The 19136-nt window shown below is 59.8% G+C and carries 20 protein-coding genes; 15 read left to right on the top strand and 5 right to left on the bottom strand.

Annotated features, from left to right (window positions below; translation table 11 throughout):
• The first annotated feature begins 21 nt into the window (after nt 1-21).
• Both ACR3EM_RS12440 and uvrC read left to right on the top strand, forming a co-directional pair.
• Entirely contained in the window at nt 22-801 is a 780-nt protein-coding gene (locus ACR3EM_RS12440; protein WP_480471000.1) for an SDR family oxidoreductase, read from the top strand.
• Between the two features lie 290 nt (nt 802-1091).
• The gene (gene uvrC / locus ACR3EM_RS12435) at nt 1092-2966 is read left to right on the top strand and encodes an excinuclease ABC subunit UvrC (RefSeq protein WP_480470999.1); all 1875 of its coding nucleotides are present in this window, start codon (nt 1092-1094) and stop codon (nt 2964-2966) included.
• Here uvrC and ACR3EM_RS12430 read toward each other — a convergent pair.
• Together ACR3EM_RS12430 and ACR3EM_RS12425 are read right to left on the bottom strand one after the other, a co-directional pair.
• On the bottom strand, nt 2963-3847 hold the full coding sequence (locus ACR3EM_RS12430) for a DMT family transporter (RefSeq protein WP_480470998.1): 885 nt from the start codon (nt 3845-3847) through the stop codon (nt 2963-2965). The two genes, uvrC and ACR3EM_RS12430, sit on opposite strands and share 4 nt — an antisense overlap.
• Nucleotides 3844-3990 carry a hypothetical protein gene (locus ACR3EM_RS12425; protein ID WP_480470997.1) on the bottom strand — a complete coding sequence of 49 codons (147 nt, stop codon included), beginning with the start codon at nt 3988-3990 and terminating at the stop codon, nt 3844-3846. The genes ACR3EM_RS12430 and ACR3EM_RS12425 overlap by 4 nt, the downstream gene beginning before the upstream one ends.
• Nucleotides 3991-4027: 37 nt before the next feature.
• Between ACR3EM_RS12425 and pgsA the strand changes: the two genes are divergently transcribed.
• Genes pgsA through ACR3EM_RS12410 form a run of 3 tightly spaced genes read left to right on the top strand, consistent with a single transcriptional unit; the run spans nt 4028 to nt 5390 of the window.
• Nucleotides 4028-4696: a CDP-diacylglycerol--glycerol-3-phosphate 3-phosphatidyltransferase gene (gene pgsA, locus ACR3EM_RS12420; RefSeq protein ID WP_480470996.1), complete on the top strand. Its 669-nt coding sequence runs from the start codon at nt 4028-4030 to the stop codon at nt 4694-4696.
• Nucleotides 4697-4699: 3 nt separating this feature from the next.
• A complete protein-coding gene (moaD, locus tag ACR3EM_RS12415; protein ID WP_480470995.1) occupies nt 4700-4945 on the top strand; it encodes a molybdopterin converting factor subunit 1 in 246 nt (81 codons plus the stop codon).
• A gap of 1 nt (nt 4946) precedes the next feature.
• The gene (locus ACR3EM_RS12410) at nt 4947-5390 is read left to right on the top strand and encodes a molybdenum cofactor biosynthesis protein MoaE (RefSeq protein WP_480470994.1); all 444 of its coding nucleotides are present in this window, start codon (nt 4947-4949) and stop codon (nt 5388-5390) included.
• A gap of 13 nt (nt 5391-5403) precedes the next feature.
• Here ACR3EM_RS12410 and ACR3EM_RS12405 read toward each other — a convergent pair whose 3' ends face one another.
• The 3 genes from ACR3EM_RS12405 to ubiA form a co-directional block, all read right to left on the bottom strand.
• Nucleotides 5404-5724, bottom strand: coding sequence for a hypothetical protein (locus tag ACR3EM_RS12405; RefSeq protein WP_480470993.1), 321 nt, complete (start codon nt 5722-5724; stop codon nt 5404-5406).
• A gap of 1 nt (nt 5725) precedes the next feature.
• The gene (locus tag ACR3EM_RS12400; RefSeq protein WP_480471926.1) at nt 5726-7630 is read right to left on the bottom strand and encodes an OmpA family protein; all 1905 of its coding nucleotides are present in this window, start codon (nt 7628-7630) and stop codon (nt 5726-5728) included.
• Between the two features lie 66 nt (nt 7631-7696).
• Nucleotides 7697-8659, bottom strand: coding sequence for a 4-hydroxybenzoate octaprenyltransferase (gene ubiA / locus ACR3EM_RS12395; protein WP_480470992.1), 963 nt, complete (start codon nt 8657-8659; stop codon nt 7697-7699).
• Between the two features lie 12 nt (nt 8660-8671).
• Here ubiA and ACR3EM_RS12390 point away from each other — a divergent pair, with 12 nt between their 5' ends.
• The 10 genes from ACR3EM_RS12390 (at nt 8672) to pheT (ending at nt 19130) form a co-directional block, all read left to right on the top strand.
• Nucleotides 8672-9397 carry a 16S rRNA (uracil(1498)-N(3))-methyltransferase gene (locus ACR3EM_RS12390; protein WP_480470991.1) on the top strand — a complete coding sequence of 242 codons (726 nt, stop codon included), beginning with the start codon at nt 8672-8674 and terminating at the stop codon, nt 9395-9397.
• Nucleotides 9394-10242 carry a GNAT family N-acetyltransferase gene (locus tag ACR3EM_RS12385; RefSeq protein ID WP_480470990.1) on the top strand — a complete coding sequence of 283 codons (849 nt, stop codon included), beginning with the start codon at nt 9394-9396 and terminating at the stop codon, nt 10240-10242. The genes ACR3EM_RS12390 and ACR3EM_RS12385 overlap by 4 nt, the downstream gene beginning before the upstream one ends.
• Nucleotides 10239-10766 carry a hypothetical protein gene (locus ACR3EM_RS12380; protein ID WP_480470989.1) on the top strand — a complete coding sequence of 176 codons (528 nt, stop codon included), beginning with the start codon at nt 10239-10241 and terminating at the stop codon, nt 10764-10766. The genes ACR3EM_RS12385 and ACR3EM_RS12380 overlap by 4 nt, the downstream gene beginning before the upstream one ends.
• 65 nt (nt 10767-10831) lie before the next feature.
• Complete coding sequence (locus ACR3EM_RS12375; protein ID WP_480470988.1) at nt 10832-12202, top strand: glutamate--cysteine ligase; 1371 nt, start codon at nt 10832-10834, stop codon at nt 12200-12202.
• Nucleotides 12203-12351: 149 nt separating this feature from the next.
• Nucleotides 12352-13422, top strand: coding sequence for a Hint domain-containing protein (locus ACR3EM_RS12370; protein ID WP_480470987.1), 1071 nt, complete (start codon nt 12352-12354; stop codon nt 13420-13422).
• A gap of 66 nt (nt 13423-13488) precedes the next feature.
• On the top strand, nt 13489-14562 hold the full coding sequence (pheS, locus tag ACR3EM_RS12365) for a phenylalanine--tRNA ligase subunit alpha (RefSeq protein ID WP_480470986.1): 1074 nt from the start codon (nt 13489-13491) through the stop codon (nt 14560-14562).
• Nucleotides 14563-14717: 155 nt separating this feature from the next.
• Nucleotides 14718-15137, top strand: a complete 420-nt coding sequence (locus tag ACR3EM_RS12360; protein WP_480470985.1) for a hypothetical protein — start codon at nt 14718-14720, stop codon at nt 15135-15137.
• A gap of 242 nt (nt 15138-15379) precedes the next feature.
• On the top strand, nt 15380-16174 hold the full coding sequence (locus ACR3EM_RS12355) for a CE1 family esterase (RefSeq protein ID WP_480470984.1): 795 nt from the start codon (nt 15380-15382) through the stop codon (nt 16172-16174).
• Between the two features lie 66 nt (nt 16175-16240).
• On the top strand, nt 16241-16645 hold the full coding sequence (locus tag ACR3EM_RS12350; protein WP_480470983.1) for a cupin domain-containing protein: 405 nt from the start codon (nt 16241-16243) through the stop codon (nt 16643-16645).
• 88 nt (nt 16646-16733) lie between these two features.
• Nucleotides 16734-19130, top strand: coding sequence for a phenylalanine--tRNA ligase subunit beta (gene pheT, locus ACR3EM_RS12345; RefSeq protein WP_480470982.1), 2397 nt, complete (start codon nt 16734-16736; stop codon nt 19128-19130).
• Nucleotides 19131-19136 lie beyond the last annotated feature (6 nt).

Raw genomic sequence — 19136 nt, 5'->3', positions numbered from 1 at the left:
CTGGACAGGAAGAGACGTTTCATGCCCCAAGCTTTGGTGACCGGTGCTGGAATTCGCCTGGGCCGTGCGATGGCCCTCTACCTGGCAAAGCGCGGGTATGATGTGGCTGTGCATTACGCGACCTCGGAGCAACCAGCACAAGAGGTCGTTGCTGAAATCAAGGCGCTGGGCCGATCCGCCATTGCGCTGCAGGCTGACTTACTGGACGAAGGAAATGTCACGTCTCTGGTGCCGTGTGCGGCCGAGGCGCTTGGCGGTCCGATAACATGCCTGGTGAACAACGCCTCGATTTTCGAATACGACAACATCCATACCGCCACCCGCCAAAGCTGGGACCGGCACATGGACAGCAATCTGCGTGCGCCCTTCGTGCTGACGCAGGCGATAGCAGAACAAGGGCTGGTGCCCGAAATCGACGGTGCTGGTGAACCGGTTGCGACCGGCTTGATCGTTAATATGGTCGATATGCGTGTGCGCAAGCTGACGCCCGAGTTCATGTCCTATACCATTGCCAAGATGGGTTTGTGGGCGTTGACCCGTACTTCTGCGCAGGCTCTGGCACCCGCAATCCGCGTCAATGCAATCGGGCCCGGGCCGACGATACAGGGGCACCGCCAAAGCGAAGGCCATTTCAAGGCGCAACGCATGAACACGGTTTTGGAGCGTGGGGCGAATCCGTCCGATATTACCGCAGCCCTCGGTTATTTCCTGGATGCCCACACGGTCACCGGGCAGCTGTTGTGCGTGGATGGCGGGCAGCATCTCGGCTGGCAAACCCCGGACGTTTTGGGCGTAGAATAAGTAATTTCGGTGCAAGTTTTGCACCGCTCTCAATCCCGTTACGAACACGTTACAAAAATGTCTTGTTTTTCATACACTTGTCCCATGAATGAAAAAATATACAATAAATACAAATGCTTACATAAGTGCCTATTTTTTGTGCAAATCAAAGAATCCTTAATGAAACAAGGGAAATTCGGGACAGCCCAAAACTTATCTGCACAGTTATCCACAGAAACCGTGGATTTGTTTTCTCTTGATCATTGGCTCACAAGATTGCAGCCATGGCCACAGAATCATATCTCTGGCTCATGACCTCTCACTCCGACTCGACCTCTGATGTTCAGAAGACCGGCTATGCCTGTATTCAGCGCTATGTGAAAACGCTGGACAGCTCGCCGGGCGTTTACCGGATGTTGGATGGGGACAGTCGGGTTCTGTATGTGGGCAAGGCGCGGAACTTAAAAGCGCGGGTTTCGAACTATACCCGACCGGGACATTCCGGGCGGATCGAGAAGATGATCGCCGCGACGGCCTCGATGATGTTCCTGACCACACGGACCGAAACCGAGGCGCTGCTGCTGGAGCAGAACCTGATCAAGCAGCTCAAGCCCAAATACAACGTACTGCTGCGAGACGATAAGAGTTTTCCGAACATTCTGGTCGCCAAGGATCATGCCTTTCCGCAGATCAAAAAGCATCGCGGGGCGAAGAAAGAGAAGGGTGCCTATTTCGGCCCTTTCGCCAGCGCAGGGGCCGTGAACCGGACGCTAAACCAGCTGCAAAAGGCGTTTCTGCTGCGCAACTGTTCGGATTCCATGTTCGACAGCCGCACCCGGCCCTGTCTGCTCTATCAGATCAAGCGATGTTCGGGGCCGTGTGTCGGGTTGATTTCTGATGTCGACTACCGTGAAAGCGTCAAAGACGCAGAACGGTTCCTGTCGGGCCGGTCAACCAAGGTGCAGGAAGAGTTGGCCGAGCAGATGATGACCGCTTCTGAGGCGATGGAATTCGAACGCGCCGCCGGTCTGCGCGACCGAATTCGGGCACTGACGCAGGTACAGACCTCGCAAGGCATCAATCCGCGTGGCGTGACCGAGGCGGACGTGATCGGCCTTTATATGGATAGCGGGCAGGCCTGCGTTCAGGTGTTCTTCATCCGCGCCAACCAGAACTGGGGGAACAAGGATTTCTATCCTCGGGTTGGGGTCGATGTGTCTCCGGCTGAGGTGATGGAGGCCTTCCTCGGTCAGTTCTACGACAATAAGGAACCGCCCCGGCAGTTGATCCTGTCAGACGGGATCGAAAACGCCGATCTGATGCAGGAGGCGCTGACTGAGAAAGCGGGGCGCAAGGTAGAAATCCTGGTGCCCCAGCGCGGAGAAAAACAGGAACTGGTCGCAAGCGCCTTGCGCAACGCAAGGGAATCGCTGGCCCGCCGCATGTCGGAAAGCGCCACGCAAGCCAAGTTGTTGCGCGGGGTGGCCGACGCGTTTGAACTCGACGGCCCGCCGAACCGGATTGAGGTCTACGACAACTCTCACATTCAAGGCACCAACGCGGTGGGTGGCATGATCGTGGCGGGCCCTGAGGGGTTCATGAAAAACGCCTATCGCAAATTCAACATCCGTGGCGATGACCTAACCCCGGGTGACGATTTTGGGATGATGAAAGAGGTGCTGACCCGACGTTTCACCCGCTTGCAGAAAGAGGATCCGGACCGCGACAAGGGCATGTGGCCCGACCTTCTGCTGATCGACGGTGGGGCCGGGCAGGTGAGTGCAGTGCACGAGATCATGGTCGAACATGGCGTCGAAGACATCCCCATGGTCGGCGTCGCCAAAGGTGTGGACCGTGACCACGGTAAAGAAGAATTCCATCGGATCGGTCAGCGCGCTTTTGCACTGCAACGCAACGATCCGGTGCTCTACTTCATCCAACGCCTGCGAGATGAAGCGCACCGGTTTGCCATCGGTACTCACCGGGCCAAACGCGCCAAGGCCGTTGGCGCGACGCCGCTGGATGAAATCCCCGGCGTGGGGGCTGCGCGAAAGCGGGCTCTGTTGGCTCATTTCGGCAGTGCGAAGGCTGTCAGTCGGGCTAATCTGGCGGATTTGAAAGCGGTCGAGGGGATCTCAGCCGGATTGGCGCAGAAGGTTTATGACTTCTTCCACGACAAGAGCTAGTCCCGCCGCCCACGCCAGAGGATATAGAGCCCCGAGGCGACGATCAGCGCGCTGCCGATCCACATGGTCTGGTCCAGACGCTCACCAAACATCGCCACACCCAGACCAATCCCGAACAGCAGTCGGGAATATCGGAACGGCGTGACCGATGAAACCTCACCCGTGCGCATCGCCTTCATCAACGAGGCATAGGCCATGACACCCATCAGGGTCGCACCAACCAGATGCAGGCTGACATCTGGCGTCAGAGGTTGCATGGGCGTGCCCTCCCAAAACCGATAGGCCAGCCCCGCGGCCACGATGCAGAGGAAGCCGTAGAATCCCAGAACCTCGGTTCCCAATGAGGCCGGCGCCGCGCGGCTGGCCAAATCCCGCCCGGCAAAGCCGAGCATCCCCAATACGGCAAGGATCGATAGGGCCGAAAAGCTGTCCCCAGTTGGTTGGATGATGATCACCACGCCGATCAGGCCGATCAGAATGGCGCTCCAGCGTCGCCAACCGACACTTTCGCCAAAGAACAGCGCGGCCCCCGCCACGACGACCAGGGGGGTGGCCTGAAGGATGACCGTGGCCGAAGACAGCGGGGTTAGCGCAATGGCCAGCACATAAAACAGCCGTCCCAAGATCTCGAAAACTACGCGGACCTTCATCGGGCGGGACAGGACGTCAGGCTGAAACAGCTTCGTGCCGCGCAGCATGGCGACCACGGCATAAATGACGGCACCCCCTGTGCCAAAAAGAACCAATACCTGCCAGATCGGGATTGCGCCCGACGCACTCTTCAGGAACGCATCCTCGAGCGCGAACAAGGCCATGGCTGCGATCATCCACGCGCTGCCGATCAGGTTTGACAGGGGATCGGTTTGAATATGAGTCGTCATGTTTCGCTCTGCTGGAACTGCGGGCCAATCTGACCGCAAAGCCAGCGCAGGCCAAGCCGTATCTGACCGAGATCTCGCTGTTGCGACCCTTTGGTCAAATGCATCGCAACCGCCTGTGATCGGGCCAGGTTTTCGAATGCCATCTTTTATGTCCCGAAGCAGCGATGTAAAGATTTAGCCATGAAGTGGAACCTGCCCAATATCCTGACCCTGCTGCGCCTGTTGGCCGCCCCCGGTCTGGCCGTGATGTTTCTGTATTTTACGCGACCCTATGCTGATTGGTTTGCGTTGATTCTGTTCCTGTCCGCCGCGATTACCGACTGGTTTGACGGCTACCTCGCACGGGCCTGGAAGCAAGAGACCAAAATGGGTGCGATGCTGGATCCGATTGCCGACAAGGCGATGGTGGTAGTCGCACTGATGATACTGGTGGGGTATTCGACCGAAAGCTGGACGCCGTGGCTGGTACTGCCCGCGACGGTCATCCTGTTCCGCGAGGTCTTTGTCTCGGGCCTGCGGGAATATCTTGGTGACGTGGCCGGAACCCTGAAAGTGACAAAACTGGCGAAGTGGAAAACTACGGCGCAAATGGTGGCGATTGCGATCCTGTTCTCGCAGGGGATCTTTGAACACTACTTTGTGATGGCTACGTTCGGCATGGACTCTGCCCTCATTGATCAGGTGCTTTCAGGGCAGGTGGAAGACCTCAATCATATCCGCTGGCATCTGGAAGGCATGTTCTGGTCGGGCCGCATCGGGCTTTGGCTGCTTTGGATCGCTGCGACGCTGACATTGATCACCGGCTATGACTACCTACGTAAAGCCATGCCCCACCTGAAGGAGACTTAAGCGATGGACGTGCTGTATTTCGCATGGGTACGTGAGCGCATCGGCCTGCCGAAAGAGAAAGTCGAAACTGAGGCGGCAACGGTCAATGACCTCGTTGCCGAACTCAGCGCGCGCGAGGATCGCTATGCCGCCGCCTTTGCCGACCTTTCGGCCCTGCGCGTGGCTTTGGATCAGGAACTGTCGGATTTCGACGCCCCCCTAACCGGCGTGCGCGAAGTTGCGTTCTTTCCACCCATGACGGGTGGCTGACATGCGCATCGCGGTTCAGGAAGAAGCGTTCGATCTGGGGGCCGAGGCCAACGCTTTCGCCGCCGGAGATGATGCAAATGGGGCCATCGTCACCTTCACGGGGGTCGTGCGTGATCTGGCCTCGGGCGATCTGGATGTGATGGAGATCGAGCATTATCCGGGCATGACCGAACGCGCCCTGACCAAGATCGCAGAAGAGGCACAGGCCCGATGGTCATTGGGGGATGTGCTGGTGATTCACCGCCACGGTCGGCTGGCTCCGGGGGACCGGATCATGATGGTCGCCACCGCCGCGCCGCATCGCAAGGACGCGTTTGAAGCGGCGGAGTATCTGATGGATTACCTCAAATCCCGCGCGCCGTTCTGGAAAAAGGAAATCACCAACTCCGGTGCAGAGTGGGTAGCCGCCAGAGATGAGGATGAAGACGCGCTGACCCGATGGTAAAGGCGCAGCGCTCTTAATCCGCGTTGTTGATCCGCCCGCGCATTTCTTCGGCTTCCTGCCGCGCTGCGCGAAGACCTTCCATCGCGGCGGTCAGCTCGGCTTCGGTCTGGGTTAGCTGATTGGTCAGCTCTGCTTCACGCTGCTGCAGATAGGTTATCGCCTGATCGCGGGTTTCCTCGGCCTCGTGTAATTCCTGGCTCATGCGGTCCAGATCGGCCACGTCGCTTTGGCGCACGCGAGACAGGCGATGGGCCAGCCAATTGGCAAACCATCCCATGCAGAAGGCTGCGAACAGGATGATGGCGGTGGCGATGATGAATTCCGTTCTGTTCAACTTACTGATCCTCTTCGCCCGCATCCGTTGCGTCGGTTTCTGGTGTCTGGGTTTCGGCCTCCATCGCCTCAAGCCCGGTTTCGGTATTGGCCACGGGCTCGGGCCGGATCAGACGAAACTCGATGCGGCGGTTTTCTTCGCGACCTTCTTCGGTGTCGTTGTCGGCGATCGGTTGTGTCTCACCATAACCCACGGCCGAAAAGCTTGAGGTCGGCACCCGCCGTCCGCGCAGCTCGTTCAGGATCGACTGCGCGCGCGCCTGGCTGAGTTGCTGGTTCATCTCTTCCCGGCCCTGACTATCGGTATGGCCCTGAATTTCCAACCGGATCGGGCCGCATTCTCGCAAGATATCCGCGATCTGGTTCAGGGCATCGCGGGAATCGGCGGCCACTGTCGCTGAACCCGGCTCGAACGCGATCTTGCTCGCGGCCTGCACCTCGGCCAGTTGCTCTTCGCAGATCTCGGGGTCGGGCGGGGCATCTGCAGGGGCGGGCGGCTCCTGATAGGTGATCGATAGGGAGTAGTCCTGTGCTTCACCCAGCTTGTCCGACAGCAGGCCTGCGATCCGGGCCTTGGCATCGGGATCATGGCTGAGCCCCGATAGCGTAACATTGTCTGGCGTCACGGTCAGCGCACCATTGTGCAACTGCGACAGCGCTTCCAGTCCGGCCAGAACGCGCACGGGCCAGTCCGCGGGCAGGTCAGGCGCGATCCGGGTCGCCGTATGCACCTGCAGGGAACCAAAGGCCGCGCGCGCGAAACTGTCCGTCATATCACGCAGGGTCTCGTCACCCACACGCCCGCGCAGTTGAACCAAACCCTCGGGGCTGCGGGTTGCAACGAATTCAATCGGCCCTGTCGGGTCATCTGGCTCGGGTTCGGGCAGAACCGCATGCAAGACGAACACTTCGGGAAGCGCGTTTTCCAACTCTCCTACAATGCGGTCAAACTCCAGCGGGCTGGTGTCCTGCGCGGCGACAAGAGTGATGTCGGCATCCGACAACGTGACCGAACCCCGTCCAAGTTCGGACAAAGCCCGGATGCTCAACTGCGCTGCGTTCGCCCAGCGTGGGGATGGTACGCCCAGACCGATGGTGCAGGAATAAGGTCCGCTAAGCCCGGCCTGTTGTGCGGCCTCGACGATCATGTCGCGCGCGTCTTCGTCCTGCGCAGAACAGGCGTCGAACTGCCCGCCGTCCTCGTTGATCAGGTAGCGCAGGGTGAACGGCGTGATCACAGGGCGCGGCGCCGAGATCGCCAGACCAATACGCAAGCCTGGAGGTGCGGCGCGGCTCAGGTCTTGTTCCAGCCGGTCTTTCTCTTGCTGGCTGTCCGCAATGGCGGTGATGCGTACGAGTCCCGGACTGGCCGATATCTTTGCGCGTGGTAGATCAGACAGTGCTTGAATCGCATAGTCCAGCGCCTGATCCCAGCCCTTGGGCGCGGGATAGTCGGCGCTTTCCATCAGGTCCGAAACCGTCGCGTCCTGATCCAACCGTTGCAGGCGGTTCATCAGATCGTCGCGATCCTCGCTGGCCGGCACCAGACCGATGACCGAAATACCACTATCGTTGCGCAGGATTTCGGCAGAGAACCGGGGGGGTGTCAGATCGGCGGTCGGTGCGACTTCCATATCGTCGATGACGCGCGAGGTATCGACCTCGGTTCCGGCGGCGGTCAGGGCGTTGAACCGTGTCGCCTCATCCGGAGCCATTCCGGTCAGCACGACACGCAGGCCATCGGATTCAACCTCGGCCCAGTCATGTCCCTGCAGGTTCAGCGCCCGGCGCACAGCAAGTTCCGATGCGTCTTCGATCTTGCTGACCGAAAAGCTGGCGGCCACCAGGGACAGACCGGCGGACACCGCAAAGATCAACGCAACAGCAAGGGCATAAGGCAGGCGCATGGGCGGGATCGAGACTCCTCGGGCGGTTAGTTTCGGACTCATACAGAGCCCGGCCCGGAGGTGCAATCAGAGCAAAAGGGCGACGCAGAGGAAGATCAGCGGAATCAAGCCGGTGTCGCGGTTGGCCCGGAATAATTGCAACAGTTTGGCGTTGTCCTCGGTATCGAGGCCGCGCAATTGCCACGCCATATGCCACCCCATGGCCCATGGCCCACCCAACGCTACGACGAGCGCCAGAACTGATGCGTTGGGCAGCGACGCATCGATAATGGCCAGCCCCATCAGGCCGACCGTACAAACCAGAAAATACTTGAGCCATCGGGCCGTATCGGTCCCGAACAGGCGGGCGGTGGATTTGATACCGATGAGTTCATCGTCTTCGGCATCCTGATGGGCATAGATCGTGTCATAGAATAGTGTCCAGGCGATGCCTGATAGATAGAGTATGATCGCAGGCCAACCAACCGTTCCTGTATGTGCCGCCCAGGCGAGCAGTACACCCCAGTTGAAGGCCAGCCCGAGAAAGACCTGCGGCCACCAAGTGAAACGTTTTGCAAAAGGATAGATCGTGACCGGCAACAGCGACAGGACACCCATGGCAATCGCCGCGCGGTTGAAAGTCAGCAGAATCAGCAAAGCCAGCAGGCATTGCAGCACCATCCAGAACATCGCCTGCCGCACGCTGACCTGACCCGATGGGATCGGGCGCGAGCGGGTGCGTTCCACTTTCCCGTCGAACTCTCGGTCGGTGATATCGTTCCATGTGCAGCCCGCGCCACGCATCAGGAAGGCGCCGATGGCGCAGCCGATGGCAATCCACAAGTCCTCCCATCGGGGTGAACCATCGCTGAGGATCGCCAGTGCCAGCCCCCACCAGCAGGGAATGAGCAATAGCCATGTGCCAATCGGTCGGTCCGCGCGGCTGAGCCGCAGATAGGGACGGATAAAAGCGGGGGCATGGGTGTCGACCCAGTTCCCGGTGACCGCATCCGCGACCTGACCGTCTGGTGTTGGGGCATTGCCTTGCATATGTAGGGTCTCATGACTGCGAAGATCAGACTGTATGTAGAGCACCCTTTGGGTCCGGGGCAATCGGTTCCTTTGACGCGCGAACAGGCGCATTACCTGTTCGGCGTGATGCGCCTGTCGGTGGGCGGGCAGGTTGCGTTGTTCAATGGACAGGATGGCGAATGGCTGGCAGAGGTTGCTGATGCGGGCAAACGGGGTGGAACGCTGACCTGTGCCGAGCACACCAAACCCTTGCAATTGCCACCCGACCTGTGGCTGCTCTTTGCACCGATCAAGAAGGCGCGCACCGATTTTATCGTTGAAAAGGCAGCGGAAATGGGCGCAGCGCGGATCATGCCCGTGCAGACCGAGTTTACCAATTCCGAACGTATCCGTCAGGACCGCCTGCAGGCTCATGCGGTCGAGGCCGCCGAGCAATGCGGTGGCACCTTTGTGCCCGAAGTCACCGATTTGCAGCGGCTCGACCGGGTGCTGGACACATGGTCTGAGGACCGCCAGCTGATGTTCTGTGACGAGGCCGAGGTGGGCTCTGCCCTGCGTCTCGCTGCGAATGAGAAGTCTCAGCCATGGGCCATTCTGATCGGCCCCGAGGGCGGGTTCTCTGAGCGTGAGCGCAAGCGGCTGACGGGATTGCCTTATGCTCATATCGTCAGCTTGGGGCCGCGTATCCTGCGCGCTGACACGGCGGCGGTTGCGGCGATGACCATGTGGCAACAGGCTTTGGGGGACTGGTCGTGACCTGGCGCGCGGCGCAGGTCAGCGACGTTTCGCAGATCGACACTTTTCTATCGCAGCACATTCAGACTTCTATGTTCCCGCTGGCCAACATGCGTGACTTTGGTCTGAACGGCCCGCACCTTCGTTCTTTGAAAATGTGGCTGCTGGGCGATCCCATACGTGCCGTGTTTGCCATTACGAATGAGGGCATGGTTCTGCCACAATGCCCAGACTGCTCTGACGAAGAGTTGGCGGCGGCCATCCATCTGATCCGGGGGAACGCCTTGTTTGGTATCGCCGCCGAAGCCAGGCAGGCGCGCCGGATCATGAAACTTGGCGGATGGGAAGACCGGCCCGCGACGCTCTACAGTGACGAGCCGGGATTCTCGCTGGAGCTGGATCGACTTGTCCTGCCGGAGGCAACAAGCGCCCAACTCGTGCCGATGGGAGAGCTCGACAGATCGGTTACCGAAAACTGGCGGCGGGACTATCTGATCGAGGCTATGGATTTCGATCCGACGCGTGCAGCGAAACAGGCCTGTGAAGATTTCAAAGCCTATACCAAGCGCGACTCCCACCGGGTTCTGTTGATTGACAATCAGCCTGTTTCCATGACCGGGTTCAACGCTCGCCTGCCTGAAATCGTGCAAATCGGCGGTGTCTACACCCCGCCCGGGTTGCGTGGTCGTGGCTATGCCCGTCTCGCCGTGGCCCTGCATCTGATTGAGGCGCGAGAAGGCGGAGTTTCACGCGCCGTTCTGTTCGCAGCTTCCGATTCTGCTGCGCGTGCCTATATGGCAATTGGGTTCAAACCTGCGGGTCACTACTCGCTGATCCTGTTCACCAACCCGAAGGACATTGCATGAGTTTCATTCGACCCGAAGCCAAATTGACCTTATGGCGCTGGCGCGAAGTGTTGGTGGCTTTGGTCGTCCTTTTGGTGGGCCTCAGCTGGATCAGCGGCCCCGGGGGTTTGCTTGGCTGGCTCGGCTGGCTGTTGTTGGTGATTGCGATGGCCTTGGCTGTAATTGGCGTACAGCGCGCCCGCTTCCGTACCGGCGCGGGCGGCCCCGGCGTGGTCACGATTGATGAAGGCCAGATCACCTATCTCGGCCCGCTTGATGGCGGTATCGTCGCGACGCGTGAAATCGAGCGGTTGGCGCTGGACCCGACCTCGAACCCGGCGCACTGGGTGTTGGACCAGCCGGGTCAACCAACACTTCACATTCCGGTGAATGCTGAGGGGGCTGAGGCGCTGTTCGATGTGTTTTCGAACCTGCCGGGTTTGAAAACCGAACAAATGCTGGCTGAACTGAACGGCGGCGCGATCCATCCGGTGGTGATATGGGAGCGCCGTCCGATGCGACCTGCGCATCTGCGCCTGCATTGACACTGGCGCAGTTTGCGCTCAGGACTGGCGGCTAAGACAGACACAGCAGGATCGGAGACCGGTTCATGTCCATCCCCCAGTCCGGCGGCGGACCGATCGAACGCCATGAGCAACTGGCCGAATATCTGGAATCGGGCTGCAAGCCCAAAGACGATTGGCGCATCGGGACCGAGCACGAGAAGTTCGGCTATTGCAAGGACACGCTGAAACCGCTGCCGTTCGAAGGCACCCGGTCTATCGTGGCCGTGCTCGAAGGGCTGCGCGACCGCCACGGCTGGGCTGAGGTTCGTGAGGCGGGGCATCTGATCGGGCTTGAAAAGGACGGTGCCAATGTCAGCCTGGAGCCGGGCGGCGCGCTGGAGCTGTCGGGCGCTCCGCTGGAGACCATTCACGAGACCTGCGATGAGGTGAACACCCATCTGCGCGAAGTGAAAGATATCGCCGATGAGATCGGCGTGGGTTTCATCGGTCTGGGCGCGGCCCCGATCTGGACCCATGACGAGATGCCGCTGATGCCCAAGGGCCGCTATCGGCTGATGAACGACTATATGGAAGAGGTCGGCACCATGGGTCGCGCCATGATGCGGCGCACCTGTACGGTTCAGGTCAATATCGACTTCGGGTCCGAGGCCGACATGGTGCAGAAATTGCGCGTTGCTCTGGCGCTGCAGCCTGTTGCCACGGCGCTGTTCGCAAACTCACCCTTTTTCGAGGGTAAACCGATCGGTCAGAAAAGTTGGCGCAGCTATATCTGGAGGCACCTCGACGATGCGCGCACCGGTATGCTGCCTTTCGTCTTCGAAGAGGGCTTCGGGTTCGAGCGTTACGTGCAATACGCCCTCGATGTACCGATGTATTTCGTCTATCGCGACGGTCAGTACATCAATGCATTGGGCATGTCTTTCCGCGACTTCCTGCAGGGCAAATTGCCCGCACTGCCGGGTGAGACGCCAACCTTGTCCGACTGGGCCGATCACCTGACCACGGCCTTCCCCGAAGCGCGCATCAAGAAATTCATGGAGATGCGCGGTGCCGATGGTGGCCCGTGGCGGCGCCTGTGTGCTCTGCCCGCATTCTGGGTCGGTCTGACCTATGACCAAGGCGCTCTGGACGCCGCCTGGGATCTGGTCAAAGGCTGGGATGCCGAGACGCGCGAAGCATTGCGGGTCGCGGCGGCGAAAGATGGCCTGCAGGCGCAGGTAGGAAAGATCAATATGCATGATCTGGCACGCGAGGTCGTCTCGATCGCAGATGCCGGTCTCGCCGCGCGCGCACGCGCCGGGGCAGGCGGTTTGGTTCAGGATGAGACCCATTTCCTGAATGCGCTCAAGGACAGCATCGATTCGGGTCAGGTCCCCGCAGATGAATTGATGGATCGTTACAATGGCGATTGGGACGGGGATCTGACCCGCATCTATCCGGAATTCAGCTATTGAATCATATCGCCCCGGTGCGTGACTTTGGTGCGCATTGGATCCGGGCCTGTGGCCGTTAGGTGAACATTTGCCTTCTTTCGCAACCCGTCTTGCAGGATATGGGGTCCATGCGATTTAGTCGGGCCTAGAAATCATCGAGTGATAGCGCAATGGCCCGAATTAGTGAGCTCCATTACTCAAATGCCTATGCCGCCCAGACAGGTGTGGCAGAGTTTCTTGAGGTCTCTCTGGGGTCGACGGAAGTTCCGGCTGATTTCACAGTATCGTTCTATCAGACCAACGGACAGGTTGGCATTGAGATCCCTTTGACAGACGTGCCAGGGATCAGGGTCACCGTGGACCCGGATAACAACGAACAGATCTTTGTCATTTCAGCTGATGACTTTCCCATCCTGCTCACGGATCCGAACGGCGGCGGCGCTACTAATTTTGAGGCCTACGCGCTGACCAACACCGCGACAGGTGAGGTCATAGATTTTTATGACATCGGAGGGGGCACGCAAAACATCGTCGCGCAGAACGGGCTGGCGGCCGGGCAAACCTCGGTAAATCTGCCGGTTCTCGTTGGGCCCAGCCGGACCACGACGACGCTGCAGTTCAACCAGCCAGACCCGGACACTCTGGTTTATGGCAGCCTTTCGCCCGGCGACAGTGGTGCAACCTGTTTTGCCGCTGGAACACTGGTGGATACGCCGGATGGTCCGCGACGGGTCGAGGCGTTGCGCCCCGGTGATCTGGTTCTGACCGTCGATCAGGGCGCGTGTCCGGTACAATGGATCGGAGACCGCACGGTCCGAGGACAGGGGCGGTTTGCTCCGGTGCTCATCTCGGCAGGCGTTTTGGGGGCGGAAAGCGATATATGCGTTTCGCCACAGCACCGTGTTCTGATCTCGGGCTGGCAGGCTGAGCTGTTGTTTGGCGAGGATGAGATTCTCGTACCGGCCAAGTCCCTGATCAACGGCACAACCATCACGCAAACCCCCTGTGATATCGTGCGGTATGTGCATCTGTTTTTTGACCGCCATCAATTGGTGACGACCTCAGGCCTGATCTCGGAAAGCTTCTTTCCCGGCGCTCAGGCCGTTGCAGGGCTTGGCGATGCCGCCGCCGAGGAACTGTTTGCCCTGTTCCCCGAGCTGCGACAGCACCCGAGCGTTTATGGCGACACGATCCGACCGGTGCGCAGTGGCCCGCAGGCGGCGGTTCTGACCGCAACCTGATCCGCCCCCTCTTGATTTCGCGGACTGCTGTGATAGCAGAGCCTCAACAGCATTCAGGGGACCGTCATGGACGATCTTAAGGCAAAATATCTGGGTCAAATCGCCGAAGCGGGCGACGAAAACGCGCTGGAGGCGATCCGTGTCGCCGCCGTTGGCAAAAAGGGTGAAGTCGCGCTCAAGATGCGCGAGCTGGGTAAGATGACTCCTGAAGAGCGTCAGGTGGCCGGCCCCGCGCTGAACGCCCTGAAGGATGAGATCAACTCAGCCCTTTCTGCCAAGAAGGCAGCCCTTGCCGATGCGGCACTGGATGAGCGTCTGCGCACTGAATGGCTGGACGTCACCCTGCCGACCCGCGCCCGCCGTCAGGGCTCGATTCACCCGGTCAGCCAGGCAACCGAGGAACTGACCGCGATCTTTGCCGAACTGGGTTTCTCCGTCGCCGAAGGGCCGCGGATCGAGACCGACTGGCACAATTTCGACGCCCTGAACATTCCCGGCCACCACCCCGCGCGGGCCGAGATGGATACGTTCTATATGCACCGGGCCGAGGGTGATGAGCGCCCGCCGCATGTGCTGCGTACTCATACTTCGCCCGTCCAGATCCGGTCGATGGAGAAACAGGGCGCGCCGATCCGCGTGATCTGTCCGGGCGGCGTCTACCGCGCCGACTATGACCAGACCCACACGCCGATGTTCCATCAGGTCGAAGGTTTGGCCATCGACAAGGATATCTCGATGGCGAACCTGAAATGGGTTCTGGAAGAGTTCGTGAAGGCGTTCTTCGAGGTCGACGACGTCGAACTGCGCTTCCGCGCCTCGCACTTCCCCTTCACCGAGCCATCGGCCGAGGTCGATATCCGCTGTTCCTGGGATAACGGTCAGCTGAAGATCGGCGAGGGCGATGACTGGATGGAGATTCTGGGCTCCGGCATGGTCCACCCCAAGGTGATCGCCGCCGGTGGCATCGACCCCGAGGTTTATCAGGGCTTTGCCTTTGGCATCGGCATCGACCGTCTGGCGATGCTGAAATACGGCATTCCCGATCTGCGGGCGTTCTTTGATTCTGACCTGCGCTGGCTGCGGCACTACGGGTTCGCGGCGTTGGATACGCCGAACCTGCATGGTGGTTTGTCGCGGTGACAGGGAAGTTATGGCATTACTTAGACATAAGTAGTGGCCGATACTTCTGTGCTTCACATGGTGGGTTTTGTGACCATTCAGATGGTCACCTAGGTCACTGCCCGTTATGCGGGAGCGAAGCCCATGCTGTATACTCCATTAACCGTGTGCAACGAATGTTGCGACTGATTAATGGTCTGCAGGATCGGTCAAAGAGAAGCTTCACACTCGCCGTTTCAGCGTTCGGTGGCTTAGGTGTATTGAAAGCCCTGGGAGGGCTTAGTCCTAAGTCTGGCTTTTCCGTTATCAGCTTTTTGATTGGAACTCCGCAAAATTATTTGGTCGATTTCCTCCAACTCATTGCTTTCGTTCTGTTGTTAGTTGCAATTGCCATGTTTTCTCTCTCGATGAGGCAAGTTCCCGTGGTGGAAAACAAAGTTGTGCCAAAGAAGTCACACGAAGATTGGGTTTTGTATTTGGCAGAGAAACTAGCTCGCATGGAGAGCTTCCATTCCAAAGCAAGTATCTTTTTTGTTTTGAGTGTAGTGGCGTTTGCAATTGCGATCGCAGTTGGGTGGATTGACATTAGAGTATAGACTGAGGGGAGAAGCGCGGAGCAAAGGCCGATAGGCCCCCGCGCCATCGCCAGACCGCCCGCACGGGCTGGCGATTTGTCTCCGTCAGCGCACCGCTCGAACAGCGCGCGGATTTGGCCAGTTTAAAGTGCCCACCACCGACTAAGGCTCGCCATCCCACGGTCTGGTGCCTGCACGGCTTGTTACAGGTTCCCACAGGGTTGTGACGTGACAGTTGGCGTCAGGTGGCTAGGCTCCGGCCTATGATCTATCGACTGCTCTGCCTTCTTCTGCTGACCGCCACCCAAGCCGCCGCCGTGGATACCTGCCACGGTGATGTTGCCTGCGAGGTCGGTGACCGCTCGTACCATGTGCTCGAGCCCGAGGGCTGGGACGGGGAAACGCCTCTGCCGGTGCTGTTGCATTTCCACGGCTGGGCGCGGCAGGGGACTGTGGTGGTCAATCATGAACGCATCGCCGGGGCGACCAAGCTGCGGGGCGTGTTGCTGGTGGCCCCGAACGGTTTGGGCAAAAGCTGGGATTTCTGGACGTCGGACACGGGCGATGTGCCTTTTGCCGATGCGGTGCTGCAGGACGTCGCCAAACGCTATCCGATTGATCCGGACCGTATCTATGTCTCGGGCTATTCCTTCGGCGGCGCAATGGCGTGGCGCTATGTGTGCCAGTCGGGCAATGATATTGCCGCCTTGCTGGCCGTTGCGGGCAGCATCCGTCAGACGGAAGACTGCCCCGAAGCCCCGCGCGAGGCACGCCATGTGCACGGGCTGAGCGATACGGTGATGGATTTTCCCTATGGCGCGAATGGCGACACGACTTATCCGGTCGCGCTGTGGCGTGCGGCTTATGACTGCCACGATGCGACCCCGCGCGGGGATTGGAGCGTTGTTCCGATCCTGACCCTCAGCCGCGTGGAATGGACCGATTGCGCACGCGGGCAGGTCACATTGGACACCCATCCGGGCGGGCATTTCATCCCGCATGGCTGGATCGGGCGACAACTGGATGAACTGTTGGGGCGCAAACCGACCTATCCCTGAGGTGTTTGACATCGCCGCGCGTTCACACTCCCCTATGCGGTGCAACCTGATTAAGGACCCTATCTGATGAGACTGTTGCCGCTCGCCCTGATTCTGGCCGCCGCGCCTGCCTTCGCCCGTGACACTTATCCTCCGGTTGATGTCCTGTTGCAGACCGATACCACAGTCGCGGGTGAGCCACTGGAATACCCCGCAGGCACGCCGCAGATCACCATGGCCATCGTCACTCTGCAGCCGGGGCAGAAAACCGGTTTGCATCATCACGAGGCTCCTCTGGCGGCCTATATTCTGGAAGGTGAGATTACCGTCGATTACGGCGCGGCGGGTATCCGGGTCTTCAGAACCGGCGACGCATTGGTCGAGGCGCTGCATTCTTCACATGCGGGCGAGAACACCGGTGATGGAATTGCAAGGGTTCTGGCGGTGTTTGTCGGATCGGACAGCGTTTCAAACACGGTCGCAGAGGAGTAGGGAGGGGGACGCCACGCGCCCTCTTTCCCCTGTGTGCAATATCCGCTACATGCGGTCTGACCCGAGATTTACTGGCGGAAACCGACCGATGAAATTCACTCTTTCCTGGCTGAAGGACCACCTTGATACCGATGCTTCGGTGGACGAGATCGCCGAGGCGCTGACCGATCTGGGCCTTGAGGTCGAAGAGATCGTGAACCCGGCGGACCGGCTGGCGGACTTTACGCTGGGCCATGTGAAACATGCCGAGAAGCACCCGGATGCCGACAAGCTGCGCGTCTGCACGGTTGAGACCGATGAGGGCGATCTGCAGATCATCTGCGGTGCGCCCAACGCACGCGAGGGCATCACGGTCGTCGTATGTAAGCCGGGCATGTATATCCCTGGTTTGGATATCACCATCAGCGTCGGCAAAATCCGCGGTGTCGAGAGCTTTGGCATGATGGCCTCGGAACGCGAGCTGGAGCTGTCGGACGAGCATGACGGCATCATTGAGCTGCCCTCGGGCGAGGTTGGCGACAAATTCGTCGACTGGTTGGCCGAGAACGACCCGACGAAGGTTGATCCGATGATCGAGATCGCAATCACGCCGAACCGCCCCGATGCGCTGGGCGTCGAGGGGATTGCGCGTGATCTGGCCGCGCGGGGCATTGGTACGCTGAAACAGCGCGACTATGCCCCGGTGCCGGGTGATTTCGAAAGCCCGATCAAGGTGAGCATTGACGAGGACACGCTGGATGGCGCTCCGCATTTCACGGGGCGTTTGATCAAGGGCGTGAAGAACGGCCCCAGCCCGCAATGGCTGCAGGATCAGTTGAAGGCCATCGGTCTGCGCCCAATCTCGGCTTTGGTGGACATCACCAATTACATGACCTTCGATCACAACCGCCCGCTGCACGTATTCGATGCTGACAAGGTGCAAGGCAACCTGCGTGTGCATCGCGCCAAAGGCGGCGAGAAGCTGGTGGCGTTGGACGAGAAGGAATACACCCTGCAACCCGGCATGATGGTCATTTCTGACGACAAGGGTCCGGAATCGATCGCCGGGATCATGGGTGGTGAGCAAACCGGCTGCACCGAAGAGACGGTGAACGTCTTCCTTGAAAGCGCGTTCTGGGATCACGTGCAGATCGCTCTGACCGGCCGGGCGCTGAAGATTAACTCGGACGCGCGCTATCGGTTCGAGCGTGGTGTCGACCCGGAATACACCCGTGAAGGGCTGGAACATGCGACGCAGATGATCCTGGATATTTGCGGCGGTGAAGCCTCGAACGTGGTCGAGGCTGGCAAGGCCCCGAACCATGCGCGGGCCTATAAGCTGGATGCGGCGCGGGTGCAGTCCTTGGTCGGGATGGACATCCCTGAGAGCGAGCAGCGGCAGACCCTGACACGCCTCGGCTTCCGTCTGGACGGCGAGATGGCGCATGTACCCAGCTGGCGTCCCGATATCATGGGTGAAGCCGATCTGGTGGAAGAGGTCGCGCGGATCGCGTCCCTGACCAAGCTGCAGGGCAAGCCTTTGTCGCGTGTGACGGATGGTATTCCTAAGCCCGTGATGACACCGGCACAGCGCCGTCAGTCCATGGCCCGCCGGACCTGTGCCGCGCTGGGGTACAATGAATGCGTGACCTATACTTTCATCGATCAGGCCTCGGCGGTGCTGTTTGATGGCGGTGACGACAAGACTATGCTGGAAAACCCCATCTCGTCCGAGATGAGCCATATGCGTCCCGATCTGCTGCCCGGTCTGCTGCAGGCGGCTGCGCGCAATCAGGCGCGGGGTTATGCGGATCTGGCCTTGTTCGAGGTTGGGCCGGTGTTCCACGATGGCGAGCCGGGGGATCAGAAAACGCAGATCTCGGGCCTGCTGGTGGGTCGGTCGGGACCGAAAGACGTTCATGGTGCTTCTCGCCCGGTCGATGTGTTCGACGCCAAGGCGGATGCCGAGGCGGTGTTGGCCGCAATCGGCGCGCCTGCCAAGGTGCAGATCATGCGGGACGGTGATGCGTGGTGGCACCCGGGCCGCCATGGCAAGATCTGTCTGGGGCCGAAGAAGGTGCTGGGCGTGTTCGGCGAACTGCACCCACGCGTGTTGCAGGCAATGGACATCAAAGGTCCCGCGATGGCTTTCACCATCTGGCCGGATGAGGTGCCGATGCCGCGCAAATCGGGCGCGACCCGCTCGGCGCTGGAACTGCGAGACCTTCAGGCGGTCGAACGCGATTTCGCCTTCGTCGTGGATGCCGATATCGAGGCACTGACACTGGTGAATGCGGCCGCGGGTGCCGATAAGGTGCTGATCGAAGATGTGCGCGTCTTTGACGAGTTCATCGGCGGCAGTCTGGGCGAGGGCAAGAAATCTTTGGCCATCACCGTGCGGCTGCAGCCTTCGGACACGACTTTGAAGGAAAAAGACATCGAGGCGGTCAGTGCCAAGATCGTCGAGAAGGTGGCGAAAGCCACGGGCGGCGTGCTACGCGGCTAAGACTGC

This window comes from Ruegeria sp. AH3 (genome assembly GCF_056536265.1).
Note: the sequence above shows the minus strand (reverse complement) of the source record. Positions and strands in the feature narration are given on the sequence as shown.

Coding starts and splice junctions, on each gene's coding strand:
- ACR3EM_RS12440 (WP_480471000.1), top strand. CDS start 22: ATGCCCCAAGCTTTGGTGACCGGTGCTGGAATTCGCCTGGGCCGTGCG.
- uvrC (WP_480470999.1), top strand. CDS start 1,092: ATGACCTCTCACTCCGACTCGACCTCTGATGTTCAGAAGACCGGCTAT.
- ACR3EM_RS12430 (WP_480470998.1), bottom strand. CDS start 3,847: ATGACGACTCATATTCAAACCGATCCCCTGTCAAACCTGATCGGCAGC.
- ACR3EM_RS12425 (WP_480470997.1), bottom strand. CDS start 3,990: ATGGCATTCGAAAACCTGGCCCGATCACAGGCGGTTGCGATGCATTTG.
- pgsA (WP_480470996.1), top strand. CDS start 4,028: ATGAAGTGGAACCTGCCCAATATCCTGACCCTGCTGCGCCTGTTGGCC.
- moaD (WP_480470995.1), top strand. CDS start 4,700: ATGGACGTGCTGTATTTCGCATGGGTACGTGAGCGCATCGGCCTGCCG.
- ACR3EM_RS12410 (WP_480470994.1), top strand. CDS start 4,947: ATGCGCATCGCGGTTCAGGAAGAAGCGTTCGATCTGGGGGCCGAGGCC.
- ACR3EM_RS12400 (WP_480471926.1), bottom strand. CDS start 7,630: ATGCGCCTGCCTTATGCCCTTGCTGTTGCGTTGATCTTTGCGGTGTCC.
- ubiA (WP_480470992.1), bottom strand. CDS start 8,659: ATGCAAGGCAATGCCCCAACACCAGACGGTCAGGTCGCGGATGCGGTC.
- ACR3EM_RS12390 (WP_480470991.1), top strand. CDS start 8,672: ATGACTGCGAAGATCAGACTGTATGTAGAGCACCCTTTGGGTCCGGGG.
- ACR3EM_RS12380 (WP_480470989.1), top strand. CDS start 10,239: ATGAGTTTCATTCGACCCGAAGCCAAATTGACCTTATGGCGCTGGCGC.
- ACR3EM_RS12375 (WP_480470988.1), top strand. CDS start 10,832: ATGTCCATCCCCCAGTCCGGCGGCGGACCGATCGAACGCCATGAGCAA.
- ACR3EM_RS12370 (WP_480470987.1), top strand. CDS start 12,352: ATGGCCCGAATTAGTGAGCTCCATTACTCAAATGCCTATGCCGCCCAG.
- pheS (WP_480470986.1), top strand. CDS start 13,489: ATGGACGATCTTAAGGCAAAATATCTGGGTCAAATCGCCGAAGCGGGC.
- ACR3EM_RS12360 (WP_480470985.1), top strand. CDS start 14,718: ATGTTGCGACTGATTAATGGTCTGCAGGATCGGTCAAAGAGAAGCTTC.
- ACR3EM_RS12355 (WP_480470984.1), top strand. CDS start 15,380: ATGATCTATCGACTGCTCTGCCTTCTTCTGCTGACCGCCACCCAAGCC.
- ACR3EM_RS12350 (WP_480470983.1), top strand. CDS start 16,241: ATGAGACTGTTGCCGCTCGCCCTGATTCTGGCCGCCGCGCCTGCCTTC.
- pheT (WP_480470982.1), top strand. CDS start 16,734: ATGAAATTCACTCTTTCCTGGCTGAAGGACCACCTTGATACCGATGCT.